The 16,844-nt window shown below is 72.0% G+C and carries 18 protein-coding genes and 1 tRNA gene; 12 read left to right on the top strand and 7 right to left on the bottom strand.

Going from position 1 to position 16,844, the window contains the following annotated elements; genetic code table 11:
* Window positions 1–106 precede the first annotated feature (106 nt).
* Window positions 107–189, bottom strand: a tRNA-Leu gene (locus tag BMW78_RS17485).
* Between the two features lie 209 nt (window positions 190–398).
* On the opposite strand from BMW78_RS17485, the gene BMW78_RS17480 reads away from it, so the two are divergent.
* Genes BMW78_RS17480 through pknB form a run of 7 tightly spaced genes read left to right on the top strand, consistent with a single transcriptional unit; the run spans window position 399 to window position 9,054 of the window.
* A complete protein-coding gene (locus BMW78_RS17480; protein WP_091762373.1) occupies window positions 399–1,211 on the top strand; it encodes an FHA domain-containing protein in 813 nt (270 codons plus the stop codon).
* 9 nt (window positions 1,212–1,220) lie between these two features.
* Window positions 1,221–1,718, top strand: coding sequence for an FHA domain-containing protein FhaB/FipA (locus BMW78_RS17475; protein ID WP_091762371.1), 498 nt, complete (start codon window positions 1,221–1,223; stop codon window positions 1,716–1,718).
* A 14-nt stretch (window positions 1,719–1,732) separates the two neighbouring features.
* A complete protein-coding gene (locus tag BMW78_RS17470) occupies window positions 1,733–3,103 on the top strand; it encodes a Stp1/IreP family PP2C-type Ser/Thr phosphatase (RefSeq protein WP_091762370.1) in 1,371 nt (456 codons plus the stop codon).
* The gene (locus BMW78_RS17465; RefSeq protein ID WP_091762368.1) at window positions 3,100–4,482 is read left to right on the top strand and encodes an FtsW/RodA/SpoVE family cell cycle protein; all 1,383 of its coding nucleotides are present in this window, start codon (window positions 3,100–3,102) and stop codon (window positions 4,480–4,482) included. Before BMW78_RS17470 ends, BMW78_RS17465 begins: the two co-directional genes overlap by 4 nt.
* Complete coding sequence (locus BMW78_RS17460) at window positions 4,479–5,939, top strand: peptidoglycan D,D-transpeptidase FtsI family protein (protein ID WP_091762366.1); 1,461 nt, start codon at window positions 4,479–4,481, stop codon at window positions 5,937–5,939. Before BMW78_RS17465 ends, BMW78_RS17460 begins: the two co-directional genes overlap by 4 nt.
* A complete protein-coding gene (locus BMW78_RS17455) occupies window positions 5,936–7,105 on the top strand; it encodes a serine/threonine-protein kinase (RefSeq protein ID WP_091762364.1) in 1,170 nt (389 codons plus the stop codon). The genes BMW78_RS17460 and BMW78_RS17455 overlap by 4 nt, the downstream gene beginning before the upstream one ends.
* Window positions 7,102–9,054 carry a Stk1 family PASTA domain-containing Ser/Thr kinase gene (gene pknB / locus BMW78_RS17450; RefSeq protein ID WP_091762362.1) on the top strand — a complete coding sequence of 651 codons (1,953 nt, stop codon included), beginning with the start codon at window positions 7,102–7,104 and terminating at the stop codon, window positions 9,052–9,054. Before BMW78_RS17455 ends, pknB begins: the two co-directional genes overlap by 4 nt.
* 81 nt (window positions 9,055–9,135) lie before the next feature.
* On the opposite strand, the gene BMW78_RS17445 is transcribed toward pknB, so the two are convergent.
* Genes BMW78_RS17445 through BMW78_RS17430 form a run of 4 tightly spaced genes read right to left on the bottom strand, consistent with a single transcriptional unit; the run spans window position 9,136 to window position 11,511 of the window.
* Entirely contained in the window at window positions 9,136–9,792 is a 657-nt protein-coding gene (locus BMW78_RS17445) for an aminodeoxychorismate/anthranilate synthase component II (RefSeq protein ID WP_091762360.1), read from the bottom strand.
* Window positions 9,789–9,986 (bottom strand): hypothetical protein, encoded by a 198-nt coding sequence (locus tag BMW78_RS17440; protein WP_218144409.1) that lies wholly within the window; start codon window positions 9,984–9,986, stop codon window positions 9,789–9,791. The genes BMW78_RS17445 and BMW78_RS17440 overlap by 4 nt, the downstream gene beginning before the upstream one ends.
* Before the next feature lie 60 nt (window positions 9,987–10,046).
* On the bottom strand, window positions 10,047–10,751 hold the full coding sequence (locus tag BMW78_RS17435; RefSeq protein WP_245735940.1) for a class E sortase: 705 nt from the start codon (window positions 10,749–10,751) through the stop codon (window positions 10,047–10,049).
* 7 nt (window positions 10,752–10,758) lie between these two features.
* The gene (locus tag BMW78_RS17430; protein ID WP_091762358.1) at window positions 10,759–11,511 is read right to left on the bottom strand and encodes a DUF881 domain-containing protein; all 753 of its coding nucleotides are present in this window, start codon (window positions 11,509–11,511) and stop codon (window positions 10,759–10,761) included.
* An 11-nt stretch (window positions 11,512–11,522) separates the two neighbouring features.
* Here BMW78_RS17430 and BMW78_RS17425 point away from each other — a divergent pair, with 11 nt between their 5' ends.
* Window positions 11,523–11,861, top strand: a complete 339-nt coding sequence (locus BMW78_RS17425) for a cell division protein CrgA (protein ID WP_091762356.1) — start codon at window positions 11,523–11,525, stop codon at window positions 11,859–11,861.
* Window positions 11,862–12,114: 253 nt separating this feature from the next.
* Here BMW78_RS17425 and BMW78_RS17420 read toward each other — a convergent pair whose 3' ends face one another.
* Together BMW78_RS17420 and BMW78_RS17415 are read right to left on the bottom strand one after the other, a co-directional pair.
* Window positions 12,115–13,023: a rhomboid family intramembrane serine protease gene (locus BMW78_RS17420; protein WP_091762354.1), complete on the bottom strand. Its 909-nt coding sequence runs from the start codon at window positions 13,021–13,023 to the stop codon at window positions 12,115–12,117.
* 49 nt (window positions 13,024–13,072) lie between these two features.
* Entirely contained in the window at window positions 13,073–13,591 is a 519-nt protein-coding gene (locus tag BMW78_RS17415; protein WP_091762353.1) for a peptidylprolyl isomerase, read from the bottom strand.
* Between the two features lie 136 nt (window positions 13,592–13,727).
* Between BMW78_RS17415 and BMW78_RS17410 the strand changes: the two genes are divergently transcribed.
* The 4 genes from BMW78_RS17410 to BMW78_RS17395 all read left to right on the top strand — a co-directional run bounded on the left by BMW78_RS17410 (window position 13,728) and on the right by BMW78_RS17395 (window position 16,801).
* Window positions 13,728–14,591, top strand: coding sequence for a hypothetical protein (locus BMW78_RS17410; protein WP_091762351.1), 864 nt, complete (start codon window positions 13,728–13,730; stop codon window positions 14,589–14,591).
* A gap of 155 nt (window positions 14,592–14,746) precedes the next feature.
* Window positions 14,747–15,301, top strand: a complete 555-nt coding sequence (locus BMW78_RS17405; RefSeq protein WP_091762349.1) for a MauE/DoxX family redox-associated membrane protein — start codon at window positions 14,747–14,749, stop codon at window positions 15,299–15,301.
* A 13-nt stretch (window positions 15,302–15,314) separates the two neighbouring features.
* Window positions 15,315–16,097 (top strand): hypothetical protein, encoded by a 783-nt coding sequence (locus BMW78_RS17400; protein ID WP_091762347.1) that lies wholly within the window; start codon window positions 15,315–15,317, stop codon window positions 16,095–16,097.
* 104 nt (window positions 16,098–16,201) lie between these two features.
* Entirely contained in the window at window positions 16,202–16,801 is a 600-nt protein-coding gene (locus BMW78_RS17395) for an urease accessory protein UreH domain-containing protein (RefSeq protein WP_091762345.1), read from the top strand.
* Window positions 16,802–16,844 lie beyond the last annotated feature (43 nt).

Raw genomic sequence — 16,844 nt, 5'->3', positions numbered from 1 at the left:
GAGCGACGGTTCCCACGTTCCGTTGTAGACGCGAAATCGGTGGGCCCCGCTCACCAAACGCACGATGGGCCCCGAACCGTGAGGTTCGGGGCCCATCGATTTCGCGTGCGCAAGGGGGGATTTGAACCCCCACGCCCTTTCGGACACTGCGACCTGAACGCAGCGCGTCTGCCGTTCCGCCACTTGCGCGTGGACGCCCCATTGTGGGGCACAGCCGTCCAGATCACCAAACTGGCCCCACGCGCACCCGCCACGCACGAGAGCGGCCCACCCGCCACACCGGTCGCCGCCCATGACCGGCTGCGGCGCGCCTCACCTCCGGGGCGCCTCGCCGATAGCACCATCATCAGTTTCGGCCGTTACCATCGGGTCGTCCGTCAGCGAAGGGAGGCCGAGCAGTGGGACTGTTCGACCGGGTTGAGCAACGCCTCGAGCGTGCCGTCAACGGTGCCTTCGCGCGTGCCTTCAAGTCGGAGGTGCAGCCGGTGGAGATCGCCAGCGCGATCCGCCGGGCCATGGACGACCGTGCCGCCGTGGTGGGCCACGGCCGCACCTTCGTGCCGAACCTCTACACCGTCGAGCTCAGCGAGACCGACTACGAGCGGCTCTCCGCCTACGACGCGGAGCTCGAGAAGGAGCTCATCGCCGCGGCCCAGGAGCACGCCGAGTCCCAGCGCTACCAGCCCGGCGGCCCGCTGCAGGTCCTGTTCTCCCCGTCCGACGAGCTCGAGACCGGCGTCTTCCGCCTGCGCACCTCGACCGCCCGGCACACCGGCAACACCGGCCTCAGCCGCCCCGTGGACCGGCCGGCGCCCCCGCAGCCGGCCCCGCGGCATACCCCTGCCGACGACGCGGTCGAGGCGACCCAGCTGCAGGCGCCCGCGACGCCGCCGCCCGCGCGCCGGGTCAACCCGGCCGACCGGCCGTGGCTCGACGTCGACGGCGAGCGCTACCCGCTGATGGGCGCCATGACCGTGCTCGGCCGCGACAACAGCGCCGACATCGTGCTCGACGACCCGGGCATCTCGCGCCGCCACAGCGAGATCCGGGTCACCACCGACGGCCCGCACCTGGTCGCGAGCATCCGCGACCTGAACTCGACGAACGGCACGTTCGTCAACAGCGAGCGCGTCAGCAGCCACCGCCTGGCGGACGGGGACCGGATCACCGTCGGGCGTACCACTGTCACCTACCGCGCCGGTCGGCGGTGATCGCCCGGCATGAGTGAACTCACCCTCACGATCATCCGCCTGGGTCTCCTCGTCCTCCTGTGGGTCTTCGTCTTCAGCGTCGTCGGCGTGCTCCGAGGCGACCTCTACGGCACCCGCGTCGTCAGCCGCCTGCCCGGCCGCCGCTCCGGTGACCGTGCGGCTCGCGCCAAGAAGCCCAAGCCGGCTCCGGCGAAGAAGCCGAGCCGCGGCCGCCGGGTGCCCCAGTCCCTCACCGTCACCGAGGGCCCGCTCGCGGGCACCAGCCTGCGGCTGCGCGAGTCCGGCACCCTGATCGGCCGCAACCCCGAGTGCGCCCTCGTGCTCGACGACGACTTCGCCTCCGGCCGGCACGCCCGGATCTACGAGCGCGAGGGCCAGTGGTTCGTCGAGGACCTCGGGTCCACCAACGGCACGTTCCTGGGCTCCCAGCGCCTCACCGCGCCGGTCCCGGTCGAGGTCGGCACCGTGCTGCGCGTGGGCAAGACCGTGGTCGAGCTGCGGAACTGACGAGGCCGACTCCCGTGAAGATCGCGCTCGACTACGCTGCCCGCTCCGACGTGGGGCTGGTCCGTTCGGAGAACCAGGACTCCGGGTATGCCGGCCCGCACCTCCTCGTCGTCGCCGACGGCATGGGGGGCCACGCCGGCGGTGACATCGCCAGCTCCATCGCCATCGGCCGGATGGTCTCGCTCGACGGCGAGAGCCACGGCGGCGACGACGTCACCGACCACCTCGTGCGCACGCTCGCCGCGGCGAACGCCGAGATCCAGTCGCAGGTCGAGCACACCCCCGAACTGCAGGGGATGGGCACGACCGTCACGGCCCTGCTGCGCGCCGGCAACAAGGTGGCCCTCGCCCACATCGGCGACTCCCGCGCCTACCTGCTGCGCGGCGGCACGTTCTCGCAGATCACCCACGACCACTCCTTCGTGCAGTCGCTCGTCGACGACGGCCGCATCACCGAGGAGGAGGCCGACAGCCACCCCCAGCGCTCCCTCGTCACCCGGGTGCTGACCGGCGCCCATGACGACGAGCCCGACCTCATGGTCCGCGAGGTGCGCCCCGGCGACCGGTTCCTGCTGTGCTCCGACGGCCTCTCCGGCTTCGTCGCCCGCGACACCATCGAGGAGGTGCTCGCGGCCGGCAACAAGGTCGGCCCCACGGCCGACCGCCTCGTCGAGCTGGCCCTGCGCGCCGGCGCCCCCGACAACGTCACCGTGGTGGTGGCCGACGTCGTCGACCTCGACAGCGGGCCGGCACCCTCCACCGTCCCCCAGGTGGTCGGCGCCGCGGCCCAGCGCACCAGCAAGAAGGGCACCCGCCCGGTGCCCGTCACTCCTGCGGCCAAGGCCGCCGCACTCTCCCGCGAGGCGACCGGCGCCACCGACGACGATGACGAGGTCACCCTCGCCGAGGAGGGGCCGCGCTCCGGCCCGACGAAGTGGCTGCGTCGTGGCCTGGCCCTGCTGCTCGTGCTCGTCGTGCTCGGCGGTGGCGCGTATGCCGGGTGGTACTGGGTGCAGCGCCAGTTCTACGTCGGCGTCGAGGACGGCCAGGTGGCCATCTTCCGGGGCGTCTCCCAGGACCTCGGCCCGATCCGGCTCAGCACGGTCGAGCGGACGTCGGCGATCTCCACCGAGGACCTGCCCGACTTCTACCGCACCCAGGTGCAGAACACGATCACCACCAGCTCCCTCGCGGACGCCGAGCAGCGGGTCGACCGCCTGCGTGAGGAGGCCGTCCGCTGCGTCTCCCGCAAGGCGGCGGGCGGGACCTGCGGGGTCGACGACACCGCGGCGTCGACCCCGACCACCAGCCCCACCACGGCTCCCACAACAGCCCCCACGACAGCTCCGACCACCAGTCCGACCAGCGCGACACCCAAACCATGACGACGGTCTCCTCGCTCCCGCCGCGCAAGGGCCGCAACGTCGAGCTGGTCCTGCTGCTGCTGGCCGTCGGCATCGTCGTGCTGGCGTACCTCAACGTCGGCCTCGCCACCCAGGGCACCTTCCCGCCAGGGCTGCTCGCCCACGGCACCGGCCTGCTCGTCATCTCCCTGGCGTTCCACCTGCTGCTGCGCTGGCGGGCGTCGTACGCCGACCCGCTGCTGCTGCCGATCGTGACGCTGCTCAACGGGCTGGGGCTGGTGATGATCCACCGCCTCGACATCGCCGCAGGCAGGGACGTCGCCGACGGCCTGGCCATGAAGCAGCTCACCTGGAGCGCGCTGGCCGTGGCCATCGCGGCTGCCGTGCTGTTCTTCCTCAAGGACCACCGCACCCTGCGCCGCTACACCTTCACCGCTGCCGCAGTGGGCTTCGGGCTGCTCCTGCTGCCGCTCGTGCCCGGCCTCGGCCGTCAGGTCTACGGCTCGCGCATCTGGATCGGGCTGGGCCCGTTCTCCTTCCAGCCCGGTGAGATCGCCAAGATCGTGCTGGCCATCTTCTTCGCCGGCTACCTCGTGCAGACCCGCGACGTGCTCTCGCTGGCGGGCCGCAAGGTGCTCGGCTTCACGATGCCCCGGGCCCGCGACCTCGGCCCCATCCTGGTCGCCTGGGTGGCCAGCCTCGGGGTGCTCGTCTTCGAGAAGGACCTCGGTTCCTCGCTGCTGTTCTTCGGCCTCTTCGTGGCGATGCTCTACGTCGCGACCGAGCGCACCTCGTGGATCGCGATCGGCATGGTGCTGTTCAGCGGCGGCGCCTACGTCGCCTACCTGCTCTTCGGCCACGTGCAGCAGCGCGTGCTGCTGTGGCTGCACACCTTCTCGCCCGAGGCCCTGGCCGTCTCCGACCAGCTGGCCCGCGGCCTCATGGGCATGGCCAACGGCGGCCTCCTGGGCACCGGGCTCGGGCGGGGTCGCCCCGACCTGACCTACTTCGCCGAGTCCGACTTCATCGTCCCCAGCTTCGGCGAGGAGATCGGGCTGTTCGGCGTCTTCGCGCTGTTCATGCTCTACCTGTTGCTCATCGAGCGGGGCATGCGCACCGCCCTCGGCGTGCGGGACGGCTTCGGCAAGCTGCTCGCCGCCGGCCTGTCCTTCTCGGTCGCCCTGCAGTGCTTCGTCGTCGTCGGCGGTGTCACCCGGGTCATCCCGCTGACAGGCCTGACCATGCCGTTCCTCTCCTACGGAGGCTCCTCCCTGCTCGCCAACTGGTCCCTCGTCGCGCTGCTGCTGCGCATCAGCGACCACGCCCGGCGCCCGCTGCCGGAGGTGGAGCAGGCCGCTGCCGCGCAGGCCGAGGCCACCGAGGTGGTGAAGATCCGGTGAACGCGCCCATCCGCCGCCTCTCCGGGGTCGTCGCCCTGCTCTTCGCGATCCTGCTCGTCTCCTCCACGTGGATCCAGTACGTCCAGGCCAAGGAGCTCCAGGGGCGCCCCGACAACCGGCGCACCCTGCTGGCGACCTACGCCCGCGAGCGCGGCCAGATCCTCGTCGACGGCACCCCCGTGGCCCTGTCGAAGCCCAGCAACGACGAGCTGAAGTGGCTGCGCACCTACCCGCAGGGCCCCCGCTACGCCCACGTCACCGGCTACTACTCCTTCACGTACGGCCCCGGCGGCGGGCTCGAGAGCGCCGAGAACTCGCTGCTGTCCGGGCAGTCGGACAAGCTGTTCTACCGCCGGGTCTCCGACATGCTGACCGGGCGCAAGGCCGCCGGTGCCAGCCTGGAGCTCACGATCAACCCCAAGGCGCAGGCCGCGGCCGAGAAGGCGCTCGGCAACCAGCGCGGCGCCGTGGTCGCCATCGACCCCAAGACCGGCGCGATCCTGGCGATGGTCAGCCACCCCGACTACGACCCGGCCGACCTGACCAGCCACGACAGCAAGAAGGTCGCGGCCGCCTGGAAGAAGCTCAACGCCGACCCGACCCGCCCGATGGTGAACCGGGCCATCGGGGGCAACCTCTACCCGCCGGGCTCGACGTTCAAGATCGTCACGGCCGCCGCCGCCCTGGCCTCCGGCAAGTACACCGAGGAGAGCCAGATCCCCGGTCCGGCCGTGCTCGACCTGCCCCAGACCAGCGCCGACCTGCCCAACTCCGCGGGCGAGGGGGCCTGCGGACCGAACAACAAGACCACGCTGAAGCACGCCCTCGAGATCTCCTGCAACACCGCCTTCGGGTGGCTCGGCATGCAGCTCGGCGGCGACGCCCTGCGCTCCCAGGCCGCGAAGTTCGGCGTGGGCGACACCCTGTCGATCCCGATGCGGGTGACCCCGAGCAGCGTGCCGGCCCAGCTCGACAAGCCGCAGCTGGCCCAGTCGGCGATCGGGCAGTACGACGTACGCGTGACGCCGCTGCAGGTCGCGATGATCTCGTCGGCCGTGGCGAACCGCGGCATCGTCATGAAGCCCTACCTGGTCAAGAGCGTCCTCAGCTCGGACCTCGACACGATCGAAGAGGCGACGCCCTCGCAGCTGTCCCAGGCCGTCTCGGCCGACGACGCCAGTGCGCTCACCCGGATGATGGAGGCAGTTGTGCAGAGCGGTACGGGCCAGGCGGCCCAGATCGCCGGGGTGAGCGTCGCGGGCAAGACCGGTACGGCGCAGCACGGGAAGGGCCAGGCGCCGCACGCGTGGTTCACCGGCTTCGCGCCCGCCGACGACCCCCAGGTCGCGGTGGCCGTGGTGGTCGAGGACGGAGGCAGCGTCGGCAACGAGGCCTACGGTGGCCGGGTGGCCGCTCCCATCGCCAAGGCCGTGATGGAGGCGGTGGTCCAGAAGTGAACTACGAACCGGGCCTGCTGGTGGCGGGCCGCTACCGGCTCGAGGAGGTCATCGCCACCGGCGGCATGGGCCAGGTCTGGCGGGCGACCGACGAGACCCTCGAGCGCCACGTCGCCGTCAAGGTGCTGCGTCCCGACACGGCCAGCGAGGAGGGCTTTCTCGAGCGGTTCCGCGCCGAGGCCAAGCACAGCGCGGCCCTCCAGCACCCCAACATCGCCACGGTGCACGACTTCGGCGAAGGCGCCCACTCGGCATACCTCGTCATGGAGCTGATCGAGGGCCGGCCGCTCTCCGAGGTCATCAAGGAGCGCGCCCCGCTGCCGGCCGAGGAGGTCACCGAGATCCTCTACCAGGCGGCCATCGCCCTGAACGCCGCGCACGAGGCCGGCGTGGTGCACCGCGACGTCAAGCCGGCGAACATCGTCGTCGACGACCACGGCTACGCCCGGCTGACCGACTTCGGCATCTCCCGCGCCATCGCGGGCGCCCAGCTGACCCAGACCGGTGAGGTGCTCGGCACCCCGCACTACCTCGCACCCGAGCAGGCGCAGGGGCAGCCGGCCGGCCCGGCCAGCGACCTCTACGCCCTCGCCGTCGTCGGCTACGAGCTCATCACGGGCAACCGGCCGTTCGCCGGCGACTCGATGATCACCACCGCGCTGGCCCACGTCAGCCAGCCGGCCCCGCAGCTGCCGGAAGACGTGCCGGAGCCGCTGCGCACGGTCGTCATGGCCGGGCTGGCCAAGGACCCGGCGCGGCGCCCCGCGAACGGCGAGGCGATGGCGGAGGCGCTGCACCTGCCCGTGGGCACGGTGCCCGAGGAGCTCGTGGCGGGCGCGCAGTCGGCCGTCGCGCCGGTCGTCGGCGGCGCCGGCCTGCTCACCCCCGACCCCTCTGTGCCCACGGGTGCCATGACGATGCCGCCGCACACTCCGCCGGCACCGGCCAGCGTGACGAGCCCCCCTCAGCCGAGCGCCGTCCGACGCTGGCTCCTCCCCGGGGCGGCGCTGGTGGCCGCCGTGGTGGTGATCGTCGTGGTGGCGGTGACCTCGCACGGCAACGACGGGGCCCTGCTGCCACTGCGACACCTTTCGGGCACGACCCAGAACACGACCCAGCACGCGACTCAGGACACGACCCTGCACGACGGAGGCAACACACGGTGACCGCGCCCCCGCAGATCCTCGGCGGCCGTTACGAGGTGGGTGAGCTGCTCGGACGTGGCGGCATGGCCGAGGTGCACCTCGGCCACGACACGCGACTCTCCCGCCCGGTCGCCATCAAGATGCTGCGGTCCGACCTCGCGCGCGACCCCTCCTTCCTGGTCCGCTTCCGCCGCGAGGCGCAGTCCGCCGCCGGGCTGAACCACGCCTCGATCGTCGCCGTCTACGACTCGGGCGAGGACCACGTCGTCGAGTCCGGCGGCTCACGGCTGTCGATCCCCTACATCGTGATGGAGTACGTCGAGGGCCAGACCCTGCGCGAGCTCCTGAACGACCGGTCGCCGCTCGAGCCGGCCGAGGCAGCGCGGATCACCGAGGGCATCCTCGACGCGCTGTCCTACAGCCATCGCATGGGCATCGTGCACCGCGACATCAAGCCGGCCAACGTCATGATCGGCAAGCACGGCGAGATCAAGGTGATGGACTTCGGCATCGCCCGGGCCGTCGCCGACACCAGCGCCACGATGACCCAGACCCAGGCGGTCATCGGCACCGCGCAGTACCTCTCGCCCGAGCAGGCACAGGGCCACACGGTGGACGCGCGCTCCGACCTGTACTCCACCGGCTGCCTCCTGTTCGAGCTGCTGACCGGGCGCCCGCCGTTCAAGGGTGACTCGCCCGTCGCGATCGCCTACCAGCACGTGGGCGAGGCACCACCGCGGCCGTCGACGTTCAACGCCGACGTCGACGCCTCCCTCGACGCCGTCGTGCTGCACGCGCTGGTCAAGGACCGCGAGGCCCGCTACCAGGACGCCGCCTCCTTCCGGGCCGACCTGCAGGCCGCCCGCCTCGGTCGCCCGATCAGCGCCGCCGCCCGCGGGACGGCCGCCGGGGCCGCGGGTGCCGGCGGACTGGCCGTCGCCGACCAGACCGTGGCCCTCGACACCCTCTCCGGTGAGCGCACCACGGTGCTCGGCGCTGGAGCAGCGGCCGCTGCTGCCGGTGCGGGCCTGGCCGCCGCCGGCCGGGCCGGTGGGCCGGGCGACGAGGTGGGGGCACACGGCAACACCGCGACCCTGCCGGCGATCGGGCACGACCCCGACGACGAGGAACCCCGCAAGCGCCGCGGCCTCGGCTACGTGCTGCTCGTACTCGCCGTGCTCGGTGCCATCGCCCTCCTCGCCGTCGCCGGCCGCTCGTTCTTCGGCAACACGCCCAGCGGGGCCGCGACCGTGGCCGTGCCCGGCGTGATCGACATGCCGGTGGCCTCGGCCGAGGCGAAGATCCGCGCCGCGGAGCTGGTGCCCCAGGTGCAGCAGGTGCCGTCCACCAAGGACGAGGGCACGGTGGTCGACCAGAACCCGCAGGAGGGCGAGAAGGTCCAGCGCGGCTCCAAGGTCACGCTGAGCGTCTCCGGCGGCCCGAGCACCACCGAGGTGCCCAACCTCGCCGGCTTCACCGTCGACGAGGCGAAACAGGCCCTCAGCAACGTCGGCCTGACCTTCGGCGGCACCCAGCAGGTCAACAACACCCGGGTGGACAAGGGCAACGTCATCGAGTCCTCGCCCGCCGCCGGCACCAGCGTCGACGTGGGCTCGGCCGTCACCCTCAAGGTCTCGAGCGGCAAGGTCGAGGTGCCCGACGTGACGGGCATGACCCGCGACGAGGCCGCGAGCGCCCTCAGCGACCTCGGCTTCAGGAACAAGACGACCTACGTCGAGAGCACCGAGCCCGAGGACACCGTGCTCAAGCAGAGCATCGCCAAGGGCGAGCTGGCCGACTACGGCACGCAGATCACGCTGACCGTCGCTCGCCCGGCTCCGCCGACACCGACCCAGACCACGCCGACCCAGACGCCGACCACCAGCGACACGACGAGCCCGACGGACACGCCGTCGCTGCCGCTGCCGACCTCAGCGACCGCACCGACGACGACCGCGCAGACCCCCTGACGGTATGCCGCCGGCGGCCTTCTGGGGTCAGCCGGCGGCACGGTGGGGGGTCGCGGCACAGGCGCCCGCGGCCCTCGGCTGTCAGCCGGCGGCGACCATCCGGGCGACGCCCTCGGCGTCGCGGACCAGGGGGCTGAGGCCGTCGGCGCGCTCGAGCGCGTCGGTCATGCCGCACAGGCGGAGCCAGTTGGCCAGCATGCGGTGGCCGCCCTCGGTGAGCACGCTCTCGGGGTGGAACTGCACGCCGTGCAGCGGCAGGCTCGCGTGCCGCACCGCCATGATGACGCCCGACTCGGTGTGGCCGGTGGCGACCAGCTCGGCGGGCAGCGTGGGCGGGTCGATCGTCAGCGAGTGGTAGCGCGTCGCGGTGAACGGTGAGGGCAGCCCCGCCAGGACGCCCGTGCCGTCGTGGAAGACCTGCGAGGTCTTGCCGTGGAGCAGCTCCGGCGCCCGCACCACGTCGGCACCGAAGACGGCGCCGAGGGCCTGGTGGCCGAGGCAGACGCCGAGCATCGGCTGCGAGCGCTCGGCGCAGGCCTCGATCACGGCCATGGAGACGCCGGCCTCCTCGGGCGTGCCGGGGCCGGGCGAGACGAGCACCCCGTCGTAGCCCGCGGCCTCCTCGACCGAGACGGCGTCGTTGCGCACCACGGTGCAGTCGGCCCCCATCTGCTGGAGGTAGCCGACGATGGTGAAGACGAAGCTGTCGTAGTTGTCGACGACGAGGACCCTGGTCATGCGGCCTCCCGGACCAGCGTGGGGACGGTCGAGGCCGCGTTGACGGTGTTGTCGTTGAACGGCATGTACGGCGCGACGTGGGGGAAGACCCACAGGAAGAGCACGGCCACCACGAGGGCCACCAGCAGCACGGCCTGCAGCACCTTGAGCGCGGTCGGCCCCGGCAGGGCCCGCCAGATGGCGCCGTAGATCATCAGGTCAGTCCTTGTCGTCAGGGGTGCTTGTCTTCAGGGGTGCTTGTCGTCAGCGCGGGGTCAGGACGTCTTCGCGGGCGCGGTCAGGGTGCCGGCCGGCAGGCCCTCGGCGCGGGGGTAGGTGCGCACCAGTTTGGCAAACACCACGTAGCGCTGTGCGGCGCTGTACTTCGGGTGGCACGCGGTGAGGGTGAGCCACGCGGCATTCGGCTTGGCGCCCGGCTTGTCGGGCACCGGGGCGATGACCGAGACCTGGGTGGGCAGCACGATCTCGTGGCGCTGCACGGCATACACGCTGTAACCGGTCCTGGTCTCGACGACGACCTTGTCGCCCTTGCGGAGCGTGTCGATGTCGTGCAGCGGACGCCCGTAGGTGGTGCGGTGGCCGGCGATCGCGAGGTTGCCCATGGCGCCGGGGGCGGCGGTGCCCTGGTAGTGGCCGAGGCCCTTCTTGAGCACGTCGTAGTCGGTGCCCTCGAGCAGGGGCCGGGCGTAGTCGGCGCCGAGGCGCGGGATGCGCACGATGGCGAAGGCCTCGCCGAACTTCACCGGCTTGGGCTTCTCGTTGGGCGCGGAGGCCGGGGTGGTGGTGCCGGAGCGCCCGAAGTCGCGCGTCAGGGCCTGCACGGTGCCGCCCTGCTCGCGGTTGGCCTCCACGTCGGTCCACCACAGCTGCCAGGCGACGAAGAGGAGGTGCACCAGCCCGGCGGTCACCAGGATGTCGCCGAGGCCCCCGACGCCCCAGCGCAGCGCGCGGTGCCTCACCGGGTCGTCACTTGGGCACCGAGGCGTACTGGAGGTTCACGGAGCCAGCGTAGGCGGGGAAGGTCCGCTCTGGGCTGGTTCTCACCTCATAGCCCAGGCCGATGGCGTCGACGTACTGCTTGTAGATCTTCACCTGGGGGCTGTCGTCGAGGGCCTTGCGCAGCGCCGTGGGGTCGCCCATGGCGGTGATGACGAACGGTGGGGAGTAGACGCGGCCCTGCAGGATGAGGGTGTTGCCGACGCAGCGGACGGCGCTGGTGGAGATGACCCGCTGGTCCATGATCATCATGGCCTCGGCGCCGCCCGACCACAGGGCGTTGACCACCCCCTGCACGTCCTGCTGGTGCACCACGATGTCGTCGACGGTCATGCCGGGAGGCAGCTGGTCCGACGGGATCTGGGCGTCGCGCAGCTCGACCGACACCGTCGGTCCGCGCACCTCGCGGGTGCCGGCCTGGGCCGAGAGGTTCAGGGCCTGCTGGGTCAGCTGCTCGACCCTCACGTCGCCCGGGGCCTGCGAGGCCGACAGGCGGTCGACGTCGGACTGGAGGTTGCGCACCTGCACGGCCGCCTCGGCGTTGCGGTGGGTCTGCTCGCGGATGACGTCGGGCAGCTGCTGGGCGCTGGAGCGCAGGTCGGTGCCCGCGGCCGTGGAGGCGCTGGTGGCGAAGAGAACACCCGCACACAGCGCGACGAGCGGCACCGCGGCGGACCAGAAGGTCGGGCGCCGCGTCAACCACGTCCAGCGCTGGTGGGCCATGGCACTACGCTATGCCACAGCACCGCCGCGCCCTCACGCGTGGCCGCCGCTGGCGACTGACGCCTACCGACGACAAGACAGACGACAACGAGGAGTTCCCGGTGCCGGAGTCCAAGGGCCGCGAGAAGCGCGCCTACACCCCGCCCGCCAAGCCGAAGAAGGCCAAGGTCGGCAACCCGCCGTGGTTCGTGCCGGTGATGCTCGGCCTGATGATCCTCGGCCTGATCTGGGTCGTGACCTTCTACATCAGCGGCCAGCAGTACCCCGTCCAGGCGTGGGGCCGCTGGAACCTCGGCGTCGGCTTCGGCCTCATGATGGCCGGCTTCGCGATGACGACCCGCTGGCGCTGACCCCCGCCTCTTCCACCCACCTCATACGCAGGCCCCGTGCGCTGCCGCCCTCGTGCGGCACCGCGCGGGGCCTGTGTGCTTCCGCGTGCTCCTCGGCCTCGCGGCGGGCGGTTTCCCCCAGGTTTTCCACAACTGGGTATGCCGTGTGCACAGATCTGGGGGTTGTCCACAGGGTTGTCCCCAGCTGGGGACAAATGACAGGCGTGTAATACGGCATAGGGGTGAGACCGCCTCCGCCGTCTGACGTAGTTCGTCAGCCACCCACGGCGAAGGTGACGCCGAGGTCCGGCGCCACGGCGTACTTGGCGAACGCCGCCGCCACCAGCAGGACCGCCACGGCCGCCAACCCGGGCCACTGCCAGCGGCGCCGGCTGCGCTCCTGTGTGGAGGCCAGCACGAAGGCGACGGCGACTCCCGTGACGAAGCCGCCGAGGTGGGCCTGCCAGGCGACGTTGGGCACGACGAAGCCGAGCACCCCGTTGATGACGATGGTCGCCCACATCCAGGCCGATGACCGGCCGAGCTTGCGGTTGAGCACGATGAGCGCACCGAAGAGCCCGAAGACCGCTCCGGAGGCCCCGACCGCGGGGGTGCCCCACGAGCCGAGGTCCTGCCAGGTGAGCACCGGCCCCGACGGGGGCTGGGCGAGCAGCAGCAGCATCACCGAGCCGCCGACCGCGCACAGCAGGTAGAGCACGGCGTAGCGCACGTGGCCGAGCAGCGGCTCGAGGTACTGCCCGCCCACCAGCCAGAGGGCGAACATGTTGAACAGGATGTGCATGACCTGGCCGGGCGAGTGGGCGAAGGCCGAGGTGATGAACCGCCACGGCTCGTCCTGCCCGAGCGCCGGGATGAACCAGATGTCGGACGTGAGCCGGCTGTCGGCCTGCTGCCCGATCCACACGGCCACGCAGAGGGCGATGATGCCGATGGTGACCACCGGCCGCCCGCTGACCCGGCCACCGAAGACGGTGGTGGCGGACGGCGTCGAGGCGGCCTGGGCCTTGACGCAGTCCACGCACTGGACACCCACTGCGGCCGACCGCTGGCACTCGGGACAGGTCGGCCGGCCGCAGCGCTGGCAGCGCACGTAGGAGACACGGTCTGGGTGGCGCGGGCAGACGGGCGGGGCCTGTTGGTGGTATGCCGTGGGCTCACTCATCGATCGCTCTCGCCTTCCGGTGCTCGTCCGCTGCGGGGGTGGGCAACCGTCAGCGGTTGACGGTCACCTTGTCGATGACAACGTCCTGCACCGGCTTGTCGTTCGCACCGGTCGGGACGGCGGCGATCTTGTCGACGACCTCACGGCTGGGGCCGTCGGCGACCTCGCCGAAGATGGTGTGCTTGCCCTGCAGCCAGGTGGTGGGGCCGACGGTGATGAAGAACTGGGAACCGTTGGTGCCCTTGCCCATCCGCTTGCCGGCGTTCGCCATGGCCAGCATGTAGGGCTTGGTGAAGTCCTTGTCGGGGCTGATCTCGTCGTCGAAGGTGTAGCCGGGGCCGCCCATGCCGCGGCCGAGCGGGCAGCCGCCCTGGATCATGAAGCCCGGGATGATGCGGTGGAAGACCAGGCCGTCGTAGAACGGCGTGGGGCTGGTGCGCCCGGCGTCGTCGTTGTAGTCCTTCTCGCCGGTGGCCAGGCCGACGAAGTTCTCGACGGTCTTGGGCGCGTGGTCCGGGAAGAGCGTGACGTTGATGTCGCCGTGGTTGGTGTGCAGGGTGACGTTCATAGGCGGCATCCTCGCACGACGGGACCGTCGTGGCGCCGGTCACCCCGGGCCCTCGAAAGGCCTTTTCGGGGTTGCCCAGCGGGTGAAACACGGCAGGATGGGCGTCAGACGCAACGAGCTCTCACCCCAAGGAGGCATGGTGTTCGGCACCAAGAGCAGGTCCGAGAAGGTTCAGGAGCAGGCGCAGGCACAGGCCAAGCAGGCCGCGGCCCAGGCGGCTGCCCTCAAGGAGCGCGTTGTCCCGGCAGCGGAGGCCGCCGCAGAGGCTGCCCGCGATCGCGCCGCCCAGGCGAAGGACTGGGCGATGCCGCGCGTCGAGCACGGCATCGAGCTGGCCGCACCCAGGCTGGAGAAGGCCGTCGAGGGCCTGGGCCCCAGGGTCGACACGGCCCGCGACAAGATCGTCGACGACCTGCTGCCCAAGGTCGCCGAGGCCATCACCGCGGTCGCCGCGGCGTCGGCTGCCGCCCGGGCCAACGCCACCGACCTGACCGACCGCGGCGGCGACGCCCTGTCGGTGCTCAAGGGCGAGTCGGTCGCCAAGCCGAAGCACCGCGGGGGCAAGGTCCTCATCACGCTGGGCATCCTCGCCGCCCTCGCGGCAGCCGCAGCGGCCTTCTTCAAGAGGTCCGCGCCGCGGGAGGACCCGTGGGCGACGCCGCTGGGCGACACCTACACCGCCCCCGGCACCACGGGCCCCGCCTCGGCCGCCTCGACCGCCAAGGACAAGGTGACCTCGCTGGCCGGCACGGCCAAGGACAAGGCCGCTGCCGCAGCGGAGACGGCCAAGGAGAAGGCGTCCGAGGTCGCCGACGCGGCGAAGCAGAAGGCCGGCGGCAAGAATGACGAGGACACCACCTCGATCACCGCGGTCGACGACGTGACCGGCGAGCCCGCCGGCCCGACCGACACGCCGTTCGAGTCGACCCCCGAGGGCACCACCGGCACCAGCCCCGGCGGCACCACCTCCGCCAACGGCGACAAGGGCAAGACCAGCTGAACCGCAGCCTGACTGCACCGCACTGACCGGCACGGGGCCGGGCGCCACCACGGCGCCCGGCCCCGTCGCTTGTCCCGTCGCATCTCCTCGCACCTCCTGTTGCATCTCCTCTTGCATCTCCTGGACCGTCGATGGTCGGGGTAGGGTCTTGGCCCATGTCGGGTGAGCTCGCCGCGCCGTTCCTGGCGGCCTCCGCGCTCCTCGTGGGGGCCGGGGTGCCGAAGCTGGGCGACCCGATGCCGCTCGTGAGGGCGCTGCGTTCCACCGGCCTCCCCGCCGGACGCGGGCTGGTGCGGGTGGTCGCCGCCGTCGAGGTGGCCCTGGGCCTGTGGGCGGTCGCCCGCCCGGGCACCGTGAACGCGGCACTGGTGTGCGCGGCATACCTCGTCTTCACCGGGTTCGTCGCCCTCGCGCTGAAGCGCGGGGGCGTCCTGGGTTCGTGCGGGTGCTTCGGCAAGGCCGACACACCGCCCACCCGCAGCCACCTCGCGGTGACCGGTGCCCTGGCCGTGCTGGCCGGCGTCGTCGCGGCGACGCCCGAGCGCGGGGCCTGGACCTCGGGCGGCGCAGCTGCCGTGGTCGGCACCATCGCCCTGGCCGCGCTGATCACGTTCCTGGCCTGGCAGGCGCTGGCCGTGCTGCCGACGGTCACGCCGGCCGCGGTCCGCAGCACCGGCCCGGCCACCACCACCGCGACCACCAACAGATGAGGGGGATGAGCCCATGACCGCCGTCGTGATCGCCGAGGGGGTGGCGATCGCCCTGCTCGCGGTGCTCGTCCTGGGCCTGCTCCGCAGCCACGCCTTGATCCTGAAGGCCCTGCACGAGCTCGGTGCCGGCCTCGAGCTCGAGAAGGAGGCGGGCACCGGCGCGACCCGGTCGACCGGCTCGCCCGGACCGGTGCAGGTCGAGATCGAGAGCGGCGTGGTGGCCAACGCCCGTCCCGAGACCAGCCGCGCCGCCGACGTCATCGGCACCACCCTCGACGGGAAGGACCGCACCGTCGACGTCACCGGTCGCGGGCAGCGCACCCTGCTGGCCTACCTCTCCAGCGGCTGCACCGTGTGCCAGACGTTCTGGGACGAGTTCCGCCAGGGTGATGTCGACGTGCCGGGCGACGCCCGCCTCGTCGTGGTGGCCAAGGGCCCCGAGGAGGAGAGCATCTCCACGCTGCGCCGGCTCGCCGGCGACCGGCTCGAGGTGGTGCAGTCCTCCGGCGGCTGGACCGACTACGGCATCCCGGGCTCGCCCTACTTCGTCTTCGTCGAGGAGGGCGTCATCACCGGCGAGGGCTCCTCGACCACCTGGCCCCAGGTGCGCGACCTCATGAGCCAGGCCGTGGCCGACGACCTCTCGGAGCGGGGCGCCCACGACAACCTGCCGCGGATGGACCGCGAGCTGCTCGACTCGGGCATCCACCCGGGCCACCCCAGCCTGTACGAGTCGCCGGACCCCGACGACGCCGCGGCGGACGAGCACCAGCACGTCCACCAGCACGGGCACTGACCGACGCCGCTGCCATGGACGCCACCCGCCTCGCCCTCGTCATCGGACTCCCGATGGCGGTGGTGGCGGCGGTGCGGGCGACCTGGTCGCCTTGAGGTGAGTCGATGCTCTCGAGCATCAGCCCGCTCGGTGAGCGGGCCCGCGCCTCCCGCTGGTGGGTGACCACCACGGCATACGTCCTCGGCTCCCTCGTCGGTGGCCTCGCGCTCGGCGGCCTGTTCGGGCTGCTCGGCTCCGCCGTCCCCGACCCGGTGCGGTCGTCCCCCTGGGCGCTCGGCCTCGCGGCCGCGCTGCTGCTGCTCGGTCTCGCACTCGACCTGCGGTTGGGCGGCCTGTCGCTGCCGTCGTGGCAGCGGCAGGTCGACGAGCAGTGGCTCACCCGCTACCGCGGCTGGGTCTACGGCGTGGGTTTCGGGGCGCAGCTCGGGTTCGGCCTGGTCACCATCATCACCAGCTCCACGACATATGCCGTGGCGCTTCTGGCGCTGCTCTCCGGCTCGCCCGGCGCGGGCCTGCTGCTCGGAGGCGTCTTCGGGCTGGTCCGCGCGCTGCCCTCGGTACTGATGGCCGGGGTGCGGGACCGGGCCGGGCTGCACAGAATCTTCAGCACGGTCGAAAAGTGGGCAAATCCGGCGGACGTCATCGCTAGGGTGGCCCTGGCTGCAGGAGCGGTGGCGCTGGGCGTCGCCGCAGTGGGGAGTTGATGGCAGTGGAGAAATACGGCCTCAGGTGCCAGCCGCCGCGGGG

This window comes from Pedococcus cremeus, from assembly GCF_900111375.1.
Classification (GTDB): Bacteria; Actinomycetota; Actinomycetes; order Actinomycetales; family Dermatophilaceae; genus Pedococcus_A; species Pedococcus_A cremeus.
This window is presented reverse-complemented; position numbering and strand designations above follow the sequence as displayed.